Here is a 16,397-nt window from a genome sequence, read left to right on the forward strand (position 1 = left end):
ACGGACTTGTTCCACCGAACCCCGTTTGATTTCGTTATGAATTGTTTGGGGCGCCCGTCCCAGTATTCGCGCAATGGCTCGGTTAGAATAGCCTTGTTTTTTCAACAATTCAATTTGGCTCCGTTCTTTGAACGATAAGTGTTTTGATTTACGATCAGATGTGGTAAAGTGAGTTTGCGTCATGTAAATTCATCCTTCTTATATTTTTGTGTCGTGACTTAAATATAACATGAATTTACATGGCTTTTTTTATTTTTTAGCGGTGGCTAAGTTGATTATAAAATCCGCCATACGAAGATTTTCTATCTGCGGTTAAAATCATTCAAAAGGCTGAGTTACCAAAGTCGATAGACATATCTAGATATATCCTAAGTAAAGTAAGTTTAGACAAGCTAGAAATTCAAAAATATTATATTTAATCTATTCTCGTTGTTTGGAAATCGGCATAAAGGTTACGGATCAAGCACCTGTAGCTTATACATATGGGCCAGTTTTTAGGATGTATACAAGGAATTTAATGGCTATAAAAAGAAAGAAAAAATACATTGTGACTTCTCTTTGGAAGATAGAATGAAATTGATGAAAACCACCATCAATCCTAAAGTCTTGGATGTTATTGATAAAATAATCGAAACAACCAAGAAACTTAATGGAGGCAATTTAATCGATATTACCCATGTTATTGGCGGCCCTTGGGATAAGGTTTATCAGGAAGGAGCTAATAACGAAATCGATGATCAAACGATTTTAAAGTATAATTACAAAGTTATGAACTGTTTAACGGAAAGTTGAGAAAGATTAGACTTAAACTGAAGTGACTTCAAATTGATGGATGAGTGAGATGAACACGATTTTGTGTTTGTCTCTCTTTTTGGATTAAAGCTTACATCTTGGAGTTAATTAAGTATATTCACATTTCATTAGGCTCGGCCAGCATCAGAAGTTTTCTATATTTGTAACATATGTTTGACAACTCTAGAAAATTTAATTATTTTTTGAAATTTTCCCTTGATTTTGATTTAGCTAGGGCGTATAATGATTTCATTGTCTTCGGGCTGTTAGCTCAGTTGGTAGAGCAACGGACTCTTAATCCGTGGGTCGCGGGTTCGATCCCCTCACAGCCCATTTTTATATCGTCTTCGATATTATCTTTCGCAGATAATATCGAAGACGTTTTTTGTTTATCAGTGTTGTTAAATTTGCCGAAAAATATAAAATCTTTGTTATTTTTAGAAAATCTTTTTATTCTCCTGAAAGCGCTTGTATTTTGGTGAACAAGTGGCTATCATGAAGCTAGTATATTGAATAGGAGTGAAATGATGGAAAATTTATTTGATATGAGTGGACAATTTGCCGTAATTACGGGGGCTTCATCTGGTTTAGGCCGAGATATGGCGGTTGCCTTTGCCAAAGCTGGAGTCAATGTGGCCTTGTTGGCACGTCGTAAAGAGAAACTTGAAGCTTTAGCTGAAGAATTAAAGGCATTTGATGTTCAGGCTTTACCCATCAGTTGTGATGTGAGTGACGATGATTCGGTCAAGCAAGCGATTGAAGAAGTTCGTCAACAATTTCCGCGGATTGATATTTTGATTAATAATGCTGGAGTCGCTGTCAGAGGGACGGTGGACACCATCACTGATGAAGATTGGGATCGGTCTTTTGATGTTAATGTTAAGGGAATTCTCCACACCGGGCGCTATGTTGTGCCGGTAATGAAGGAACAAGGTTATGGCCGAATTGTGAATATTTCTAGTGTCAACGCCATCATTTCGGACAAAAATGATCCCTTCCTCCGTCACTCTTACAATGCATCCAAGGCTTCAGTTTGGGGCTTAACACGGGCGATGGCAGCTTCTTATGCTAAAGAGGGCATTGCGGTCAATGCGATTGGCCCTGGACTTTTCGCTAGCGAGATGACGGAAGACACCTTGATGGCTAGTCAAGATTTTATGAATTACTATAACCAGGTGACTCCTGCTAGTCGAAGTGGGGAAAAAGGTGAGTTGAATGGAGCCGTTCTATTCTTATCTTCACCAGCAGCTGCCTATGTTCAAGGGAATATGATTTTTATTGATGGCGGTATTCGATTAGTATAGAAATATTTTTATAATTTATATGTGAAATGTATTGCAATCTTGGAAAAAATATTTTATAATACAGTAACAATTACAATTTGACTTCTAACCAGATTTATATTCCATACGAAACGCCTATACTTTAGGACTTTACTAACAACTCGTTAGCAAGACGAATTATCCTTAAAGATGACACGACAAAACAAACTATTCAAACGATACGATTTTCTATATTCTACCCAACTTATTGATGTCTACTCGTTTTAACCTTTTAGAATAGTTAACTAGCTTGGTTAGAGGTCGGTTGTAATCCCAGGCACCACTTTTGTGGTGTCTTTTTTTGCTTTGAAAGGGAAAATATTGCCAGGTATGCACTGACAATGTTTGCCTAAATTTATGCGTCTTATCGTTCAGTAATTCTCTTAAAAAATTGGACACCGATGATCTTGTCACAATGCAAATCAGGTTTGAGGGATTTTAATTTTTTCTGACGATTCGCTGCACCAGTCAAATAGAAAAATTCTAAGCACATACCATTTATAGAAGCTAACAAACACTCCTTGATTTTATAAAAATTCAGCCAATGTATTTACTCCCCAGTGCCAATCTATTCAGACTAAAGGCAGAGGGCACAGAAAAGTTTTTGTCTCCTTCCTGTTATTTCTGCCTAAAACTAATTTTAAAATCAAAAGCAAAAATCATTGGTTGCTGTAAGTTTTCTTTAAATAAGGTAAAATAAGATTTATCGATTAAAGATTCAATGAATTCAAAGCAAACGTTTAAAATCAAAGGAGCAATACATCATGTTAGAAGTAGAACATCTCTATAGTGGCTATCAGAATGTGGCCGTGATTCAAGATGTGAGTTTTAATTTAAAAGCCGGTCAAATTACGGGCTTAATCGGACTCAATGGGGCCGGGAAATCGACCTTATTGAAGACGATTCTAGGTCTATTACCGATTCAATCAGGGCGAGTGGCTATTAACCAACAAACATTGGACCAAGACCACCAAGCTTATGCGCGCCAAATCGCTTATATACCGGAAACTCCGATTCTCTACGAAGGCTTAACCCTACAAGAACATATTGAAATGACGGCGCTAGGTTATGGACTTGACCGTCAGACCGCGCTTGACCGCGCCCAACCGCTACTGGAACGCTTTCGTTTGTCTCAAAATTTGAATTGGTTCCCGACCCATTTCTCGAAGGGGATGAAGCAAAAGGTTATGGTCATCTGTGCCTTAATTACTGATGCCCAATTATTTATTATTGATGAACCTTTCTTAGGTTTAGATCCTTTAGCCATTCGCGACTTGACAGACCTACTTAAAGGCCGGGCTGAAGCAGGGGCAGCGATTCTCTTGACGACCCATGTTTTATCGATTGCTCCTAATCTTTGCGACCACTATCTACTCCTACAAAAAGGTCAGTTGAAAGGGGCTGGCAATCTGGCAGATTTGCGCCAACACTTTGAGATGCCATCCGCCAGTTTGGAAGATATTTATATTCGCATGACTGAAGGGGTGGTTGAATGAGCCTTCACAATCATTCTTCCCAGACATCTCAGTCTCGACAAAAAGTACCCCAAGACTTACTCAGTTTGTGGCAAGTTCGTGCTCAGGCGCTCTTAAAAGAAATGGGTAAATATGGCCGTTTGATTGTCAATGACCATTTCTCCATTATTTTATTAGTCTTATTAGCCTTCCTCGGCCTTTATTACCGTGAAATTTTGACCTTATTTCAACAGGCCGATTTAAGTCAGTGGGTTCTTCCATTAGAAATAATTTTTTCACTTGGCCTTACGCTACTGACTCAAATAGGTGGACCGATCTGGTTGACATTAGCGCCTGACGAAGCTTATCTATTCAGCCAGGGTAGAAAGTGGCAAACTTATTGGTTAAAAGGGACGCGATTAGGTTTAGTCTTACCACTCATCATTACCGCCTTAATCAGTGCCCTACTCTTTCCATTCGTAGTGAATCTGTCCGCTTGGACTTTAAACCAATGGCCGGTCTTTATTGGTCTTACCGCTATATTGACTGCGTTGAATATTTTTGCTCGTTATTATAATGTCCTCCATCAAGCAGGAATCAGCAATGCTTGGCGCTGGTTGACGAGTTTTATTTACAGTGTGGCTCTCATTCATTTGGGCGCCCACTGGAATATGATTGTTCCTCTGGGACTGGCCTTGGTCGCTAGCATTTATTTATACCAAGGTTTAAAGCCGACTGCCCAGACGCGTCTGCAATTCGATCGGGTGGTTGAGTTAGACCAACAACGACGGGCCGTCTTCTACAAATGGATTGCCATCTTCGCTGATGTTCCCAACTTGCAACCAACGGTAAAGCGTCGAGCCTATCTGGATCGATTGATCCAAGCCCTGCCGATGTTCAACCAGCAAGCCTATAGTTATCTACTTTTACGCTTACTGGTTCGTCATGGGGCCTATTCCGGGGTCTGGCTTAAAGTGACTGCCTTTATTGCCTTTTTATTAATCTGGAGTCAACCGCTTTGGTTAGCCATCGCCTTGGGCATTCTGGGCCAATGGATGACCTTAATTCAATTGTTACCGTTAAGAAGTTATCCTAATGATCAAGTTTTCTTTCGCTTATATCCACAAAAAGGGGACAGCCTAGCTGCTTTCCGTCAGCTCATGGGACTCCTCTTAGTGACGCAAGCTATAATTTATACCCTAGCGAGTGGTTACTGGCTAAGTTTCATCGCCTGGCTAGTCAGCATTGCCTTATTGTTGTACCTCTATCTACCCTGGCGCAAGCGAAAGTCTCGGTTCTAAGTACTATTTCGCGTCAAGATTTGATATAATCAGACAAAAGCCGATATATTTATATAGAAAAAAGGAGAACGAATGATGAATAAAATGAAACGACTCATCCTAGCCTGTCTAAGTAGTCAATTGCTCTTGGCTACCGCAATTGCCCCAGCTTGGGCCCGAGAAGACGAAGGTGCTGGTGACAATACCACTGTACCAAATCAAGCTGATAATACGCCTGATGATGGCCAAACAGGTGATCCAGACCCAGGCAATCCATCAGAAACGCCCCCTGCTGATTCAAGTAGTTCAGAAACACCAACCGATCCGCCGCAAAATTCTAGTTCAGAAAGTTCGGCTGAATCTAGCCAAGCGTCATCCGAGTCTACGCAAAAATCAACCGAAGGTACGCAACATACCCCGGCACCTATCTATCCACAACCGGTTTACCCGCCTGCACCCAATGATGTCGACCATTCAACGCCACCAATTTCAATTACCGATCCTAAACCTGAAGAAACTACTGAAGTGCAAAGTGAGTTAGATTGGCCAGCCATTGTTCAAGATTCTTTGCAAGACCCAATCTTTGCCCGCGCTTTTGAAGATTATCAATATGCTCTAGCTACTTATAATTTCGATAGCATGGATCCAATGAATTCATTACTTTCTGATGTCCAAGCCGATTTCGAAACCTATTTAATTGAAGGCGAAGCGACAGGCAGTGAATCTGAAGAAGCCGACACTGAAAGCCCCGTTGTGACAACCGGCGTTCAAACTCCAGGTGAATTGGAAGAGAAGGGTAAATACTCCCTCTTGTCTTATTATTACGGCCAAGACACTCCGGCGCCGATCCGTTTGCAATTTGTCTTTGTTGATAGTAGTTTACAAGCAATCAGTTTAGTTCAAGAAGATCAAGCTGAAAGTCGAGCCATCGATGAATCAGAGGCGGCTCAATTAAGTTCAGGTGAGACCATGGTGGAAGAATTAGCTGACATGAATCTACCGGTGGTGGGTCTTAGTCACCATGTCGATCAAGGATTGGCTTTAGATAGTATCGTCGTGCCTCATGTTCGTGATGAAGCTCAAGACTTTATGTGGTTGAATGTTATCGGGGGAATGGTGTCGACCGCCACATCTCCTACTACTGAAGAAGATAGTGGCTTAGGTCAACAGATGACGACCTTCCTGATTGGTAATCCAGATGAGCTAACCAGCGAATCTAGCGAAGCAAGTGAACTCAACAGCGATGAAAGTCAAGACGATGAAACCAGTGATGAAAGTATAGACAGTCAAGAAGAAATGTCAGAAGATTCATCATCTACGGAAGAAAGCTCAGCCGAAGAGACTGTGGACCAAAGCAATCATCCAATCCTCAGTCAAGTGCCTTTAGACTTTAGCTATGATGAAAGCAAACTTTTAGGGGTGGGTAGTTTACGTCAAGGCTTCGAAACGATGATGGCTAGCATCAAAGAAGGACAAGAAGTCAATCGGGAGACCGTTCAATCTTGGTTAGGTCAGCCAACCGTTGAAAGTGAAGCCGGCTCAAGTACGACTCAGAAATATTTGGCCATTGCCGATGACAAGGTCCTTTACATTCAAGTTATCTCTGAAACCGGATCTGGTAAGATCCAAGAAATTAAGACGGATAACCGAACCGCTCGACTCTTTGATGTCTTCCCATTGAAAGTGGATGATTTATATAACCTTGCAGAAGATAATGCTCAAATTTATAACAACATCAGCAAAAAGTTAGGCGACCCAACCATCGTCGAATTTAAACCGGACACTCAACAAATTCGCTATGTTTGGACCAGTTTTGAAGATAAGGCTATGAAGAACATTGAAGTAGTAGAAGATCTCAACAGCAAACAATTCGATTTACTTTACTATGAACCATAATATTTTAAATATTTAAGAAAAGTTTAAGAAATCTTAAGAAAGTCCTTGCAATTTTTAAAGACTCTGCTATAATATAGTTGTGGTTAGGGGAAAGCCCCTACAAACACAAGATTGCTAGGTTTCACAGTCAGGTTGGTTTATTGCAGAAGTGTTACAATTTGATATCTAATTGGTTGAATGTTTGACAAATGTTAAAGAAATCGATATGATATCCATGGTAAAACTTAAGAAAACTTTTAGAAATTAAAAGCTTTCTGAATAAGTGGTAGACTTACCGGTCGGATTGTCGCTTAGGTTTTATAAAAATAATTAGGTTTTTCTATAGGAGGAAAATTATAATGAAAAAATCATTAGTTAAATTAGTAGCTGTTTCAGCTACAGCTATGTCTTTAGCTACTGTTGTCGTTCCTGCTGCTAACGCACAAGATGGTCCAAAATTCCCTTCAGAAAATATTCAAGTAGATTATGATCAATTAGTTATTGATGCAATGAACGGAGCATATGGAAATCCTGCTCTTACACAAGACCAAGTAATTTTATTAACCACTAAACTAGGTCAAAAAGCAGCTGAAATTAAACAACAACGTGATGCAAAAGAAGCAGCAATTAAAGAAGCTGAAAAGACAATTGAACAAACTAAAAAATCATGTGACGTTGCAACTTCAGATTTCGAAACCGCTAAAGTTCGTTTTGACAATGCTAAAAAAGAATTGAAACGTCTAAACGATTTGGTTGAAAAAGCGCGTTTAGATAACCAAAGCTATGAAACTGAATATTTACAACGCAAACTTGAAATCGAACGTACATTTGATGTGAATTCAGAAAATGTCACATTGAAATATGATGGAATTAAAGCTGCTGAGGATAACCGTTTGTTAGATGCCCAAGCTGCAGTTGCATCGGCTGAAGGTGCTGTTCAAGCTGCACAAGCTGCTTATGATAATGCTGCTGAAAATCTTAAAGCTGATGCACAAGCTACTTTAGATGAAGCCAATGTTGCTTTACAAAATGCAATCGCAGAACGTGAAGCTGCTCAAACAGCTGTTAACAATTCTACAGCAATGAGCCAAAAAGAATCAGAACTACGTGCTCTAAGAAGCGAAAAAGATACTGCATTATTAAATCTTTCTAAAGAATATGTTGTTGAAGATGGCTATAAGAAAGTGGCTAAATTAGAAGCATATAATTCTGCTATTACTGCTCGTGATAACTACGAAAATGGGGAATTTTCTGTAGCGAAAACTGATTACGAAAACAAAAAAGCATTAAAGAATACTAAATGTGATCAATATGATAACGAAAAGAATGCTTTAACAAAATTATATGAAGAATTCCAAAGCTTGAACAAAAAATATTACAACTTACGTAATGCAATTGCTGCAGTAACTAATACAAGTATTGCTGATACAATTGTAAACGATGGTACAGTTGATAAAGATATCAAAGAAATCATTAAAGATGTAGTGGATAATGGTGCTGGTAAAGATGTTGAAATCATAGAAACTACAGAAGAATCTGAAGAAAGTACTGAAAAATCTTCTACAGAAAAAGAAACCGATAAAGGATCTAAAGATGGTAAGAAAGTAGAAAAGAAAGAAGACAAGAAATCAGATGCTAAATTACCAGAAACTGGTGAAGCTTCTACTTATGCTATCTTCGGTGCTGCTGCATTATCTATCTTAGCAGGTTTAGGTCTAGTTGCTCCTAAATTCTCAAAAGAAGACTAATTAAATAAAACTTAAGTTTAGAGTGCTGGTACGCCAGCGCTCTTTTTTGTTTTGGCTCTTTGTCAAAGACTGTTGGTGAGTCTATAAAAGTCGATTGAAGTGATTCAATCGCCTTTTTTTATGTAAGTACATTTTTTTTCGTTTTGCGACTAAATAATGACCTGCGAAAGATAAAAGGTAGACTGTGCGGTTCAAAACGAATATCTATTTATCCATTCATGGACGTATTGTATTTGTGATCAGCCCGTTCATCGTTATACACAATGTGACGATAAGGGGGTTCTTCTTGAGAAAAGAGTTGACATGAAAGGAAAATCCGGCAACGAAGATGACCAAAATTACGATACCCATAATCTGAACGTTTAATATTCTTTATTTTATGATTCATGCCTTCTACGGGACCATTCGATAAAGTGTAGGTCAAACTATGATGGATTTCTGTTCGATAATCGAATAAGGTATTCCAATCAGTTCTTAATGGTCGAGGCAATAAATATTTTCTGCCTTCCTGTAAGACTTCTTCAAAGGCTTGGTGCGAATGGCTTTGGATCGCTTCAATGAGTTGATGGGTGAGATGATAAGCCCGATAAAACTTGTCATCTAGATTTAACAGATAATCGACCATGCCTTGTTCCGTGATGAGCCCATCAAAGAGACGGTGGGTATGATAGTCTTGAAAATCTAAGTCCTCGCGACGTTTTAAAATGAGTTTCCATAACTGTTTGAGCTTGGTGTAATCTCGGGGACGTTGATAACGGATATCACGCATGAGTTGAATCCGGATCTGATTCAACGCTCGATTCAACAGCTGAACCACATGAAATCGATCAATAATGATCTCTGCATTGGGAAAGATCGATTGAAAGAGCGCCCGGTAAGGCTGATACATATCGATCGTAATGGTTTTGACGTGCTTCGGGCGAGAATCCCAAAAAGTATTGACGTAAGGAGGCCTGTTTTCGATCTTCTAAAATATCCACGATGCGATGGGAGGCATTATCCATCAGAATACAGGACATGGCCGCGTCCACGGACTCCACCGATTTAAACTCATCAACCGCCAGATGTTCGGGTAAATGCGTGGGCTGGGGATGCAGATTGTCCCCCACTTTTTCTAGTTGGCGGATGACCGTATGGGGAGACACATTGAGATGTTCGGCAATCAAGGTCATGGGCTGGGGTTTCGCTAATTCTTCGAGGATGAGGAATTTTAAGGGATTGGAAATATGGCAGTAAACATCGATAAAAGGCGATGTCGCTAGGGTAGTTTGGCGACAACGTTTACAGTAGTAGTGTTGTTTTTTAGTTTAAGATAAACGGGTTGTAAATTATATTGCCCCCTCAGAATCGCGGTCGATAAGATCCCATTTTTAATCATATCTTCTGAGCCTCGATTCACACAACCGCAATGACGACAAGCTTTGGGAAGCTTGGTTAAGTGTCCGGATACCGTCAAGACCGATTGGAAGTCCCGGGTAAGTTCATGGGAAGTAGATTTGCTTCCTGAGCGGAACGCTTTAACTTGATGATAAGGCTCTGACTGTAAATCATCGTGAATAACAAGGTTTGGGTCTTTCATTCCCAGTAAAACATTTGTACAATATGAGTAGGCCATGTGGTCCCTCTTTCTATATGTTTGGTGGTACTTACATCATAGACGAGATCACTGGCTTTTTGAATACCTAAAAAAAAGTGCTGGTAATAATCACCAACACTATAAATTATAGAACCTAAAAAATTATTAAAATTTCTATTTTTATTTGTCTAATTTGTTAAAATCAACTAAAAAAGTTTCCATATCATTCATTGTCGATTCTTCATTTAATTTGGTAATTATTTTTTCGTCTTTAATAACAAAAGCGTGTGGTACGGTTTCGATATCAAAAAATTTTATTACATCGAGATAATTACTATCATCAATTCGTTTATTAGTATTATAATAATTTAATTCAACATCATATTCATTGGCTAAATGATTAAGCTTAGGGATAAAAGATTTACAAAAAGGACATTCATTAAAGCCTAAGTATATTATTACTGGTTCTTTTTTAGACTTTTCGATTAATTGATTATAATCATTTTCTGATTCAATTTCTTTTACTTGAGAGTAATCTGTTGCTATTCTTTTATCTTTACTTGATGAAGTGATCTTGTCATATTCTTTGTATAGTTTCTCTTTTTCATTTTTATCCATATCTTTAAATTTTAGTTTATCATCAATTTCCACAATTTTATCAATATCTTCGGCAGAACTAGAAGCGTAAACATCATCAATCAGATGATATTGAGATTGATTACTTATTACTAGCATTGATAAGGCTATTAACAGCAGTATTATTTTATTGCTTTTTTTCATATATATTCCTCTTTTCTTTATTTGTCCTTAGTATATAGAAAAGCCGCCATAGTGTCTATGACGGCGTCTCGATTTCTAAACTTTGTGGACCACTTCGTTCTTTGCTCTGAATGGTGTTGTTAGTTTTATCTTGGTCTGGTTCGGGTTCTTCCGTTTCTGGACTAGTTTCACTTGGAGATTCAGTTGTACTTTCTGTTTCTGGCGGTTCAGAAGTAGAGGATTCAGAACTTGATTCAGTCGTTTCTGTGCTTGTGCTAGCTGGTGGTTCAGGTTGCGGTGTTTCGATAATAATGGTGTCATCGGTTGGTGTCGTATTGCCTTCATAGAATTGTTTGTAATAATTAATCCGACTGGCGACGGTATCTATTTCATAATTGGCATAGCTGTCGAGTTTGACGAATTCACCCGTAAAGGCATCGACTTTAACCCGAAATTTGAGGTTGCCTTCGATTAAATCAACGATCCAGAAGATATCCATCTCAGGGATTTTCTCTTGTTCTTCGCTACTTTCAGCCACTTGATTTTTGATTGGCGTTATCGGTTCTTTTGGACTTTCGAATCGATTATCGTCGAAGTGCCAATCAGTGATTTTAGCTTTTTTGAAATGTTTGCGCATCAGGTTGGTCACCATATCACAGTTTAAGCGATCGTCTAGACGCTCATTGCGCTTATTAATCAATTCGAGTACCGTAGCTTGTCGATCTTCAGCAATCGGTTGGGAGTTCAGACTGAAGTCACCATCATAGTAGATCGCTTCATATTCGTAAGTGGCGGTTGTAGCACCCACCCGGTAGACATACTTATCAGTGAATTGATGTCGGTGAATGTCTAAGTCGGTCACGACAATTTCTGGATGGTCTTGACGAATTAAATCAATGACTTCGATGAGTCCCTTTCTGAGGGCACTCATTTCTTCTTTTTTATCGGCTGATTTGGACGGACTGGCTAGCGTTTGAGTCTCTGTCTGGGCCAGAACCGTACCCTGTAGCGGGCTATTAAGGAATAGACCTAGCCCCAACAGGCTAATTAAAATTGGGGTCTTCTTCATAGATGATTCCTTTCTTTCTAATCCAATGCGATTGTATATCTTTATCATACCAAAAATTTAGAGAAAACGTTCTTATTTTTACTTATATCATGCTGATTTAATCATATTGTAACCTAAGTGCGATATTTTTGAAAACAGATTGAATCATGCTATACTTAGGCAGTTAGGATGAAGCAAATAAGAGAAGGGTATTATATTTAGATCCGCTGATTATTTACTTGACCTAAGTTAATAAGTTTATAGGGGGAAGTTTATGATTTTTGTCGACAATCAGAATAACTACGATGCCAGTGTGAATATTGCTTTGGAGACTTACTTGGTCGAGAATAAATTGGTTGATGAACCGATTTTATTATTCTATATCAACGATCCATCAATCATCATTGGTCGCAATCAGAACACATTAGAAGAAATCAATCAAGCTTATGTCGAAAAGAAGGGGATTCGAGTAGTGCGCCGGATGTCAGGGGGCGGCGCTGTATACCATGACCGTGGCAATTTCTCGTTCTGTTTTATTAAAGATGATGACGGTTCTTTCCGTGATTTTGCTTCCTTTACGAAGCCTGTGATTGAAGCTCTGCATCATATGGGGGCCATCGGGGCAGAACTGCAAGGGCGGAATGACTTGTTGATTGATGGCAAGAAGTTCTCGGGTAACGCCATGTATGCTAAAGATGGTCGAATGACGGCCCATGGAACGATTCTATTCGACGCCGATTTAGAAGAAGTTACCCATGCCTTGAAACCGCGTCAAGAAAAGATGACCTCCAAAGGCATTAAGTCGATTCGCTCAAGGGTTACCAATATCAAACCCTTTGTCGATGCTGAATATCAAAGTCTGACGACTGAAGAATTTCGTGACAAGTTATTATTAGCTATCTTCAAGGTCGACCGTCGTCAAGACGTGCCTGAATATCATCTGACTGAAGAAGATTGGGCCAAAGTCGAAGAAATTCGCCAAGAACGTTTTGGCAATTGGGACTGGAACTATGGTCAATCGCCTGATTTTGACGTAGCTCATGCCCGTAAATTTCCTTTTGGTTTGGTCGACTTACGCTTTAACATTTCAGAAGGACGGATTAAAGAAGCTAAAATCTATGGTGATTTCTTTGGTCTAGGTGACATCCATGAATTGGAAGCCCAATTGGTCGGCGTGCGTTATGAACGGCAGGCTCTTAAAGAAACCTTCGAACAGATTAATTTACAGCATTATCTAGGTCAAGTTACCGCAGAAGAATTGGTTAGCCTTATTTTTGATTAGTCAGTTTGCTGGCTGGCTAGCACTGTTTTAGACTTGTGGCTGATTATAAGATTTTAGGAGAAGTTGTCATTAGTTAATTCTTGCTGAAAAAGCGCTCAGTTGATTTAATTGGCGAGCTATTTAAGGACGGATGCTGAAATATTTTTTAACAGCCAATAGGCACAAAAATAGCACTTGGATGATTACACTAAATCAGTGAATCATTCAAGTGCTTTTTTGCTAAAGTGTTTGATTTATGCTGGGAAAGTCGTGTGTTCATTGTCGGTCATTTTAAGTTCAGGGAAGAGGGCTTTAATCACTTCTAGGCCAAGATAACGGACCTGACCCCGGCCGACAAAGCGGTGAATCATCATCGCTGGATTGAAATTTGCTTCAATAATGCCATATTTACTTTGGTCGGCTGGGACCGTCCGATCGGGAATAATCAAATCGACCCCGCAGAAGAAGGCGCCCAAAGCTTGACTGGCTTTTACCGCCAAGTCTTTATAGGATGGATCAGTATCGTCCGTCCGGTCAATAGAAATGCCACCGGTAGAGACATTGGTATTCCGACGCAAATAGACGATTTGATCTGGGTCGGGAATTGAATTGAAGTCTAAACCTTGTTGGTGCAATTGCATCCGTTCAATGTCGCCTTTTGCTAATAAGGTCATGGGTGCCTTGTGTTGCGGGCCACGGAGCGGATGTTGATTTTCTTGGTCGATCAATTGGTCGACGGTGTGCTGACCATCACCAATCACATGGGCGGGTTGGCGTTGGCAGATAGCTTTGACTTCATCCCCTTGGACATAGAAGCGATATTCTGTTCCTTCAATAAATTCTTCGATTAAGACTTCCTTGTCCTCTTTAAAGGCTACCTTCAAGCCAGCTTCGTAATCTTCCCGACTCGCCCCCTGGTTAAAAATACTAATGCCCAAACCGTAATTGGTAGATTTAGGTTTGATCACAAAGGCCTTGTCTTGAATACTAGGATAGTAGGCTTTAGCCAATTCAATCTGCGAAAAGTTTTCTGAGCGCGGTGTATGGATGCCGGCATTTTCTAGAATCTTTTTGGTCGCGACTTTATTTTCCATTAAGAAGTATGAGATCAGGCTATCATAAGCCGTCATATTTCCTTTACGAATATATTCGAAATGGTCTTGGTGTTGAAGTTTAATCAGATTTTCTGCCGGATCAATAATTTCTACTTCTAGGCCAAGGCGGATGGCTTCTTTAATTACATCTTGGGTCGAAATCTCCAAAGCTTCAAAGCCGTGCAATAGGTAAGGTCGTTCTAGGTAGACTTCTTGATGGTCTTTAGCCATGGCTAATCCATGCTCAACCATGCCAGCTTGATCTTGATATAACTGATGCAAGCGACCAGCTAGAGTTTGTTCTGGCTGACTCATTTGTCTTTCTTTGGCTTCAACCAGCTCTAAGTAATTTGTCTGCAATTCTTGATCAATAATCTGAGTCAGATACTTCATCTCTTGGAAGAACCAACCCACCTCATTGTCCTGTTGATGGGGTGCTAGTGGATCAGCCTCAGCGATAGCTAGATTTAATTGGTTACCTTGGTCCACTGCTTCTTGGGAATGAACGTCGGGTAGGAGGATTAAAGTAATCACAAATAATTTAACGAAATCGATATCCTCTTGACTAATCCCATAAGGGGCAAAAGGATTCAAGTCAAAATTACGTAACTCGATATAATCGATGCCCCGTTCCATCAACTTGCGAACGGGTTTGGATTGCTTGAAACGCACGTCAGCATAGAGTTCTTTCTCTTCAGAAAGTAAACCATCCTCGACGGCTTGTTCCAAATCATCAACGAAATGTTCGAATTGATCATAACGAATCTTGACTTTCGGGTCATTCATATAGCCATAACGACTCAAGCGAACTGAGCGCATCGGTTGTTGACTCGGCTTGCCGTAAAGTTTAGTTTGATAAGTTCCTGGCACAAAAGGGGCCGCGCCTAATAAATAGGTTAAGATCCAACGATAACGTAAGTAATTCCGTCCCAATTTGGCATAAATCTTATTGGTCACCGCGATGGCATCAGCATCGGGACTTATTTTGTTGGCCAGAACTCGAGGATTGATTTGGAAATTATAATGAATGCCTGAGAGCAGTTGAACATCCACCCCATAGAATTTTGCTAAGTGTTCGCGGTAGTGAACATCAGCTGGATTTGATAGCTGGGCCACTTTTAACTTGCCATCAGTCGGGACGGCAGGGGGTGTCGAATATGGCCACATCCACTCCGCTTGCTGGTCATTTTCTTGGGCAGCTATTTGATGGATGGCAGCCAACCAGGCCATAACTTCCTGACTATCCTTCGCGGGCGGAGTGATAAATTCTAGCTGACTTTCGGCGAAATCGGTTTGAATATAAGGATGATAAGCGCGATCTCCCCAATGACTAGAGTGGGGAGTCTTGGCAATCTGTCCATCTTCTTTAATCCGGAGGGTCTCTCTTTCTATACCTATGGTACTCTGCCATAATTCAAGGAGATCCGCTTCCGTAAATAATGGATCAAAACGTCTCATAATAAGTCCTCCTAACTGTCTCGATTATAAACTAAAAGCCTATAAAAGAGAATAAAAGCGTTCGTAAGCAATAGCATAAGCCTAAAAAATCAGAAAAACAAGATAAAAAGCAAAATAGGTGTTGACAGGCCAAAGAGGACCATGCTATATTATTACTTGTCGCTAAGAGCGACTGTCAATCTGATCGGTTAGTGAAGAAAATAATTTCTTTAAAATATTTAAGAAATATATTGACTAAACATAGAGAAGATGATAATATATTAAATGTCGCTACACCAAACAATGTAGCGCTTACATCGAGAGAAAAATCCGCAAGAAATTTTAAAATAAATTAAAAAACTTGTTGACAAAGTAATCGCTCGATGGTATGATGTAATAGTTGCGTCACAGCCCTTCAATGAGGTTACCGGCGCACGAAAGCTCATTGAAAACTGAACAAAGACACACCAAACTTGTAATAGGGGTTCATTATGAACACCCCCGAATATAAATTCGAGACACTGGCGATACCCCAGTCTAAACTTGGTATCACACAGTCAGTATTGAATTGAGTAAAGACTCAAACAATCTTTCATGAGAGTTTGATCCTGGCTCAGGACGAACGCTGGCGGCGTGCCTAATACATGCAAGTCGAACGCACAACGAAGGAGCTTGCTTCTTCCGCGTGAGTGGCGAACGGGTGAGTAACACGTGGGAAACCTGCCCTTTAGCGGGGGATAACATTCGGAAA

Annotated in this window: 13 protein-coding genes, 1 tRNA gene, 1 rRNA gene and 1 pseudogene; 9 read left to right on the plus strand and 7 right to left on the minus strand. The window is 39.8% G+C overall.

The window, feature by feature from the left end; genetic code table 11:
• Window positions 1-183 (minus strand): helix-turn-helix domain-containing protein (locus tag BMX34_RS08400; protein ID WP_143440752.1); only part of this gene is annotated, 183 nt, incomplete at its 3' end.
• A 327-nt stretch (window positions 184-510) separates the two neighbouring features.
• Here BMX34_RS08400 and BMX34_RS08405 point away from each other — a divergent pair.
• The 7 genes and pseudogenes from BMX34_RS08405 to BMX34_RS09640 all read left to right on the plus strand — a co-directional run.
• A pseudogene (locus BMX34_RS08405) lies at window positions 511-792 on the plus strand (Panacea domain-containing protein); the annotation flags it as partial.
• A 260-nt stretch (window positions 793-1,052) separates the two neighbouring features.
• A tRNA-Lys gene (locus BMX34_RS08410) sits at window positions 1,053-1,125 on the plus strand.
• Between the two features lie 194 nt (window positions 1,126-1,319).
• Entirely contained in the window at window positions 1,320-2,096 is a 777-nt protein-coding gene (locus BMX34_RS08415; protein ID WP_092572588.1) for an SDR family NAD(P)-dependent oxidoreductase, read from the plus strand.
• A gap of 782 nt (window positions 2,097-2,878) precedes the next feature.
• Window positions 2,879-3,610: an ABC transporter ATP-binding protein gene (locus BMX34_RS08420; RefSeq protein WP_092572589.1), complete on the plus strand. Its 732-nt coding sequence runs from the start codon at window positions 2,879-2,881 to the stop codon at window positions 3,608-3,610.
• Window positions 3,607-4,869 (plus strand): ABC transporter permease, encoded by a 1,263-nt coding sequence (locus BMX34_RS08425; RefSeq protein WP_092572590.1) that lies wholly within the window; start codon window positions 3,607-3,609, stop codon window positions 4,867-4,869. The genes BMX34_RS08420 and BMX34_RS08425 overlap by 4 nt, the downstream gene beginning before the upstream one ends.
• A 75-nt stretch (window positions 4,870-4,944) precedes the next feature.
• Window positions 4,945-6,744, plus strand: a complete 1,800-nt coding sequence (locus BMX34_RS08430; RefSeq protein ID WP_092572591.1) for a hypothetical protein — start codon at window positions 4,945-4,947, stop codon at window positions 6,742-6,744.
• A gap of 338 nt (window positions 6,745-7,082) precedes the next feature.
• The gene (locus BMX34_RS09640) at window positions 7,083-8,471 is read left to right on the plus strand and encodes an LPXTG cell wall anchor domain-containing protein (RefSeq protein ID WP_143440750.1); all 1,389 of its coding nucleotides are present in this window, start codon (window positions 7,083-7,085) and stop codon (window positions 8,469-8,471) included.
• A gap of 208 nt (window positions 8,472-8,679) precedes the next feature.
• Here BMX34_RS09640 and BMX34_RS08440 read toward each other — a convergent pair whose 3' ends face one another.
• From BMX34_RS08440 to BMX34_RS08460, 5 genes are all read right to left on the minus strand, one after another.
• Window positions 8,680-9,360 (minus strand): transposase, encoded by a 681-nt coding sequence (locus BMX34_RS08440; protein WP_092572592.1) that lies wholly within the window; start codon window positions 9,358-9,360, stop codon window positions 8,680-8,682.
• Window positions 9,299-9,643, minus strand: coding sequence for a transposase (locus BMX34_RS08445; RefSeq protein WP_143440751.1), 345 nt, complete (start codon window positions 9,641-9,643; stop codon window positions 9,299-9,301). Before BMX34_RS08445 ends, BMX34_RS08440 begins: the two co-directional genes overlap by 62 nt.
• Before the next feature lie 86 nt (window positions 9,644-9,729).
• Window positions 9,730-10,086: a hypothetical protein gene (locus BMX34_RS08450; protein ID WP_092572594.1), complete on the minus strand. Its 357-nt coding sequence runs from the start codon at window positions 10,084-10,086 to the stop codon at window positions 9,730-9,732.
• A 141-nt stretch (window positions 10,087-10,227) separates the two neighbouring features.
• Window positions 10,228-10,827 (minus strand): thioredoxin family protein, encoded by a 600-nt coding sequence (locus BMX34_RS08455; protein ID WP_092572595.1) that lies wholly within the window; start codon window positions 10,825-10,827, stop codon window positions 10,228-10,230.
• Window positions 10,828-10,882: 55 nt separating this feature from the next.
• Window positions 10,883-11,875, minus strand: a complete 993-nt coding sequence (locus tag BMX34_RS08460; RefSeq protein ID WP_092572596.1) for a hypothetical protein — start codon at window positions 11,873-11,875, stop codon at window positions 10,883-10,885.
• Between the two features lie 253 nt (window positions 11,876-12,128).
• Here BMX34_RS08460 and BMX34_RS08465 point away from each other — a divergent pair, with 253 nt between their 5' ends.
• Entirely contained in the window at window positions 12,129-13,136 is a 1,008-nt protein-coding gene (locus tag BMX34_RS08465) for a lipoate--protein ligase (protein WP_092572597.1), read from the plus strand.
• Between the two features lie 233 nt (window positions 13,137-13,369).
• Here the strand turns inward: BMX34_RS08465 and gshAB are convergent, their stop codons facing one another.
• Complete coding sequence (gene gshAB / locus BMX34_RS08470; RefSeq protein WP_092572598.1) at window positions 13,370-15,667, minus strand: bifunctional glutamate--cysteine ligase GshA/glutathione synthetase GshB; 2,298 nt, start codon at window positions 15,665-15,667, stop codon at window positions 13,370-13,372.
• Window positions 15,668-16,236: 569 nt separating this feature from the next.
• Here gshAB and BMX34_RS08475 point away from each other — a divergent pair.
• Window positions 16,237-16,397: ribosomal RNA gene (locus tag BMX34_RS08475) — 16S ribosomal RNA — on the plus strand; the annotation flags it as partial.

The organism is Ignavigranum ruoffiae (genome assembly GCF_900110675.1).
Taxonomy (GTDB): domain Bacteria; phylum Bacillota; class Bacilli; order Lactobacillales; family Aerococcaceae; genus Ignavigranum; species Ignavigranum ruoffiae.

What these genes read in the sequence shown, in the direction of transcription:
- BMX34_RS08465 (WP_092572597.1), top strand. Translation starts at nt 12,129, where the DNA reads ATGATTTTTGTCGACAATCAGAATAACTACGATGCCAGTGTGAATATT.
- BMX34_RS08440 (WP_092572592.1), bottom strand. Translation starts at nt 9,360, where the DNA reads ATGTATCAGCCTTACCGGGCGCTCTTTCAATCGATCTTTCCCAATGCA.
- BMX34_RS08455 (WP_092572595.1), bottom strand. Translation starts at nt 10,827, where the DNA reads ATGAAAAAAAGCAATAAAATAATACTGCTGTTAATAGCCTTATCAATG.
- BMX34_RS08450 (WP_092572594.1), bottom strand. Translation starts at nt 10,086, where the DNA reads ATGGCCTACTCATATTGTACAAATGTTTTACTGGGAATGAAAGACCCA.
- BMX34_RS09640 (WP_143440750.1), top strand. Translation starts at nt 7,083, where the DNA reads ATGAAAAAATCATTAGTTAAATTAGTAGCTGTTTCAGCTACAGCTATG.
- BMX34_RS08460 (WP_092572596.1), bottom strand. Translation starts at nt 11,875, where the DNA reads ATGAAGAAGACCCCAATTTTAATTAGCCTGTTGGGGCTAGGTCTATTC.
- BMX34_RS08420 (WP_092572589.1), top strand. Translation starts at nt 2,879, where the DNA reads ATGTTAGAAGTAGAACATCTCTATAGTGGCTATCAGAATGTGGCCGTG.
- BMX34_RS08415 (WP_092572588.1), top strand. Translation starts at nt 1,320, where the DNA reads ATGGAAAATTTATTTGATATGAGTGGACAATTTGCCGTAATTACGGGG.
- BMX34_RS08430 (WP_092572591.1), top strand. Translation starts at nt 4,945, where the DNA reads ATGAATAAAATGAAACGACTCATCCTAGCCTGTCTAAGTAGTCAATTG.
- BMX34_RS08425 (WP_092572590.1), top strand. Translation starts at nt 3,607, where the DNA reads ATGAGCCTTCACAATCATTCTTCCCAGACATCTCAGTCTCGACAAAAA.
- BMX34_RS08445 (WP_143440751.1), bottom strand. Translation starts at nt 9,643, where the DNA reads ATGACCTTGATTGCCGAACATCTCAATGTGTCTCCCCATACGGTCATC.
- gshAB (WP_092572598.1), bottom strand. Translation starts at nt 15,667, where the DNA reads ATGAGACGTTTTGATCCATTATTTACGGAAGCGGATCTCCTTGAATTA.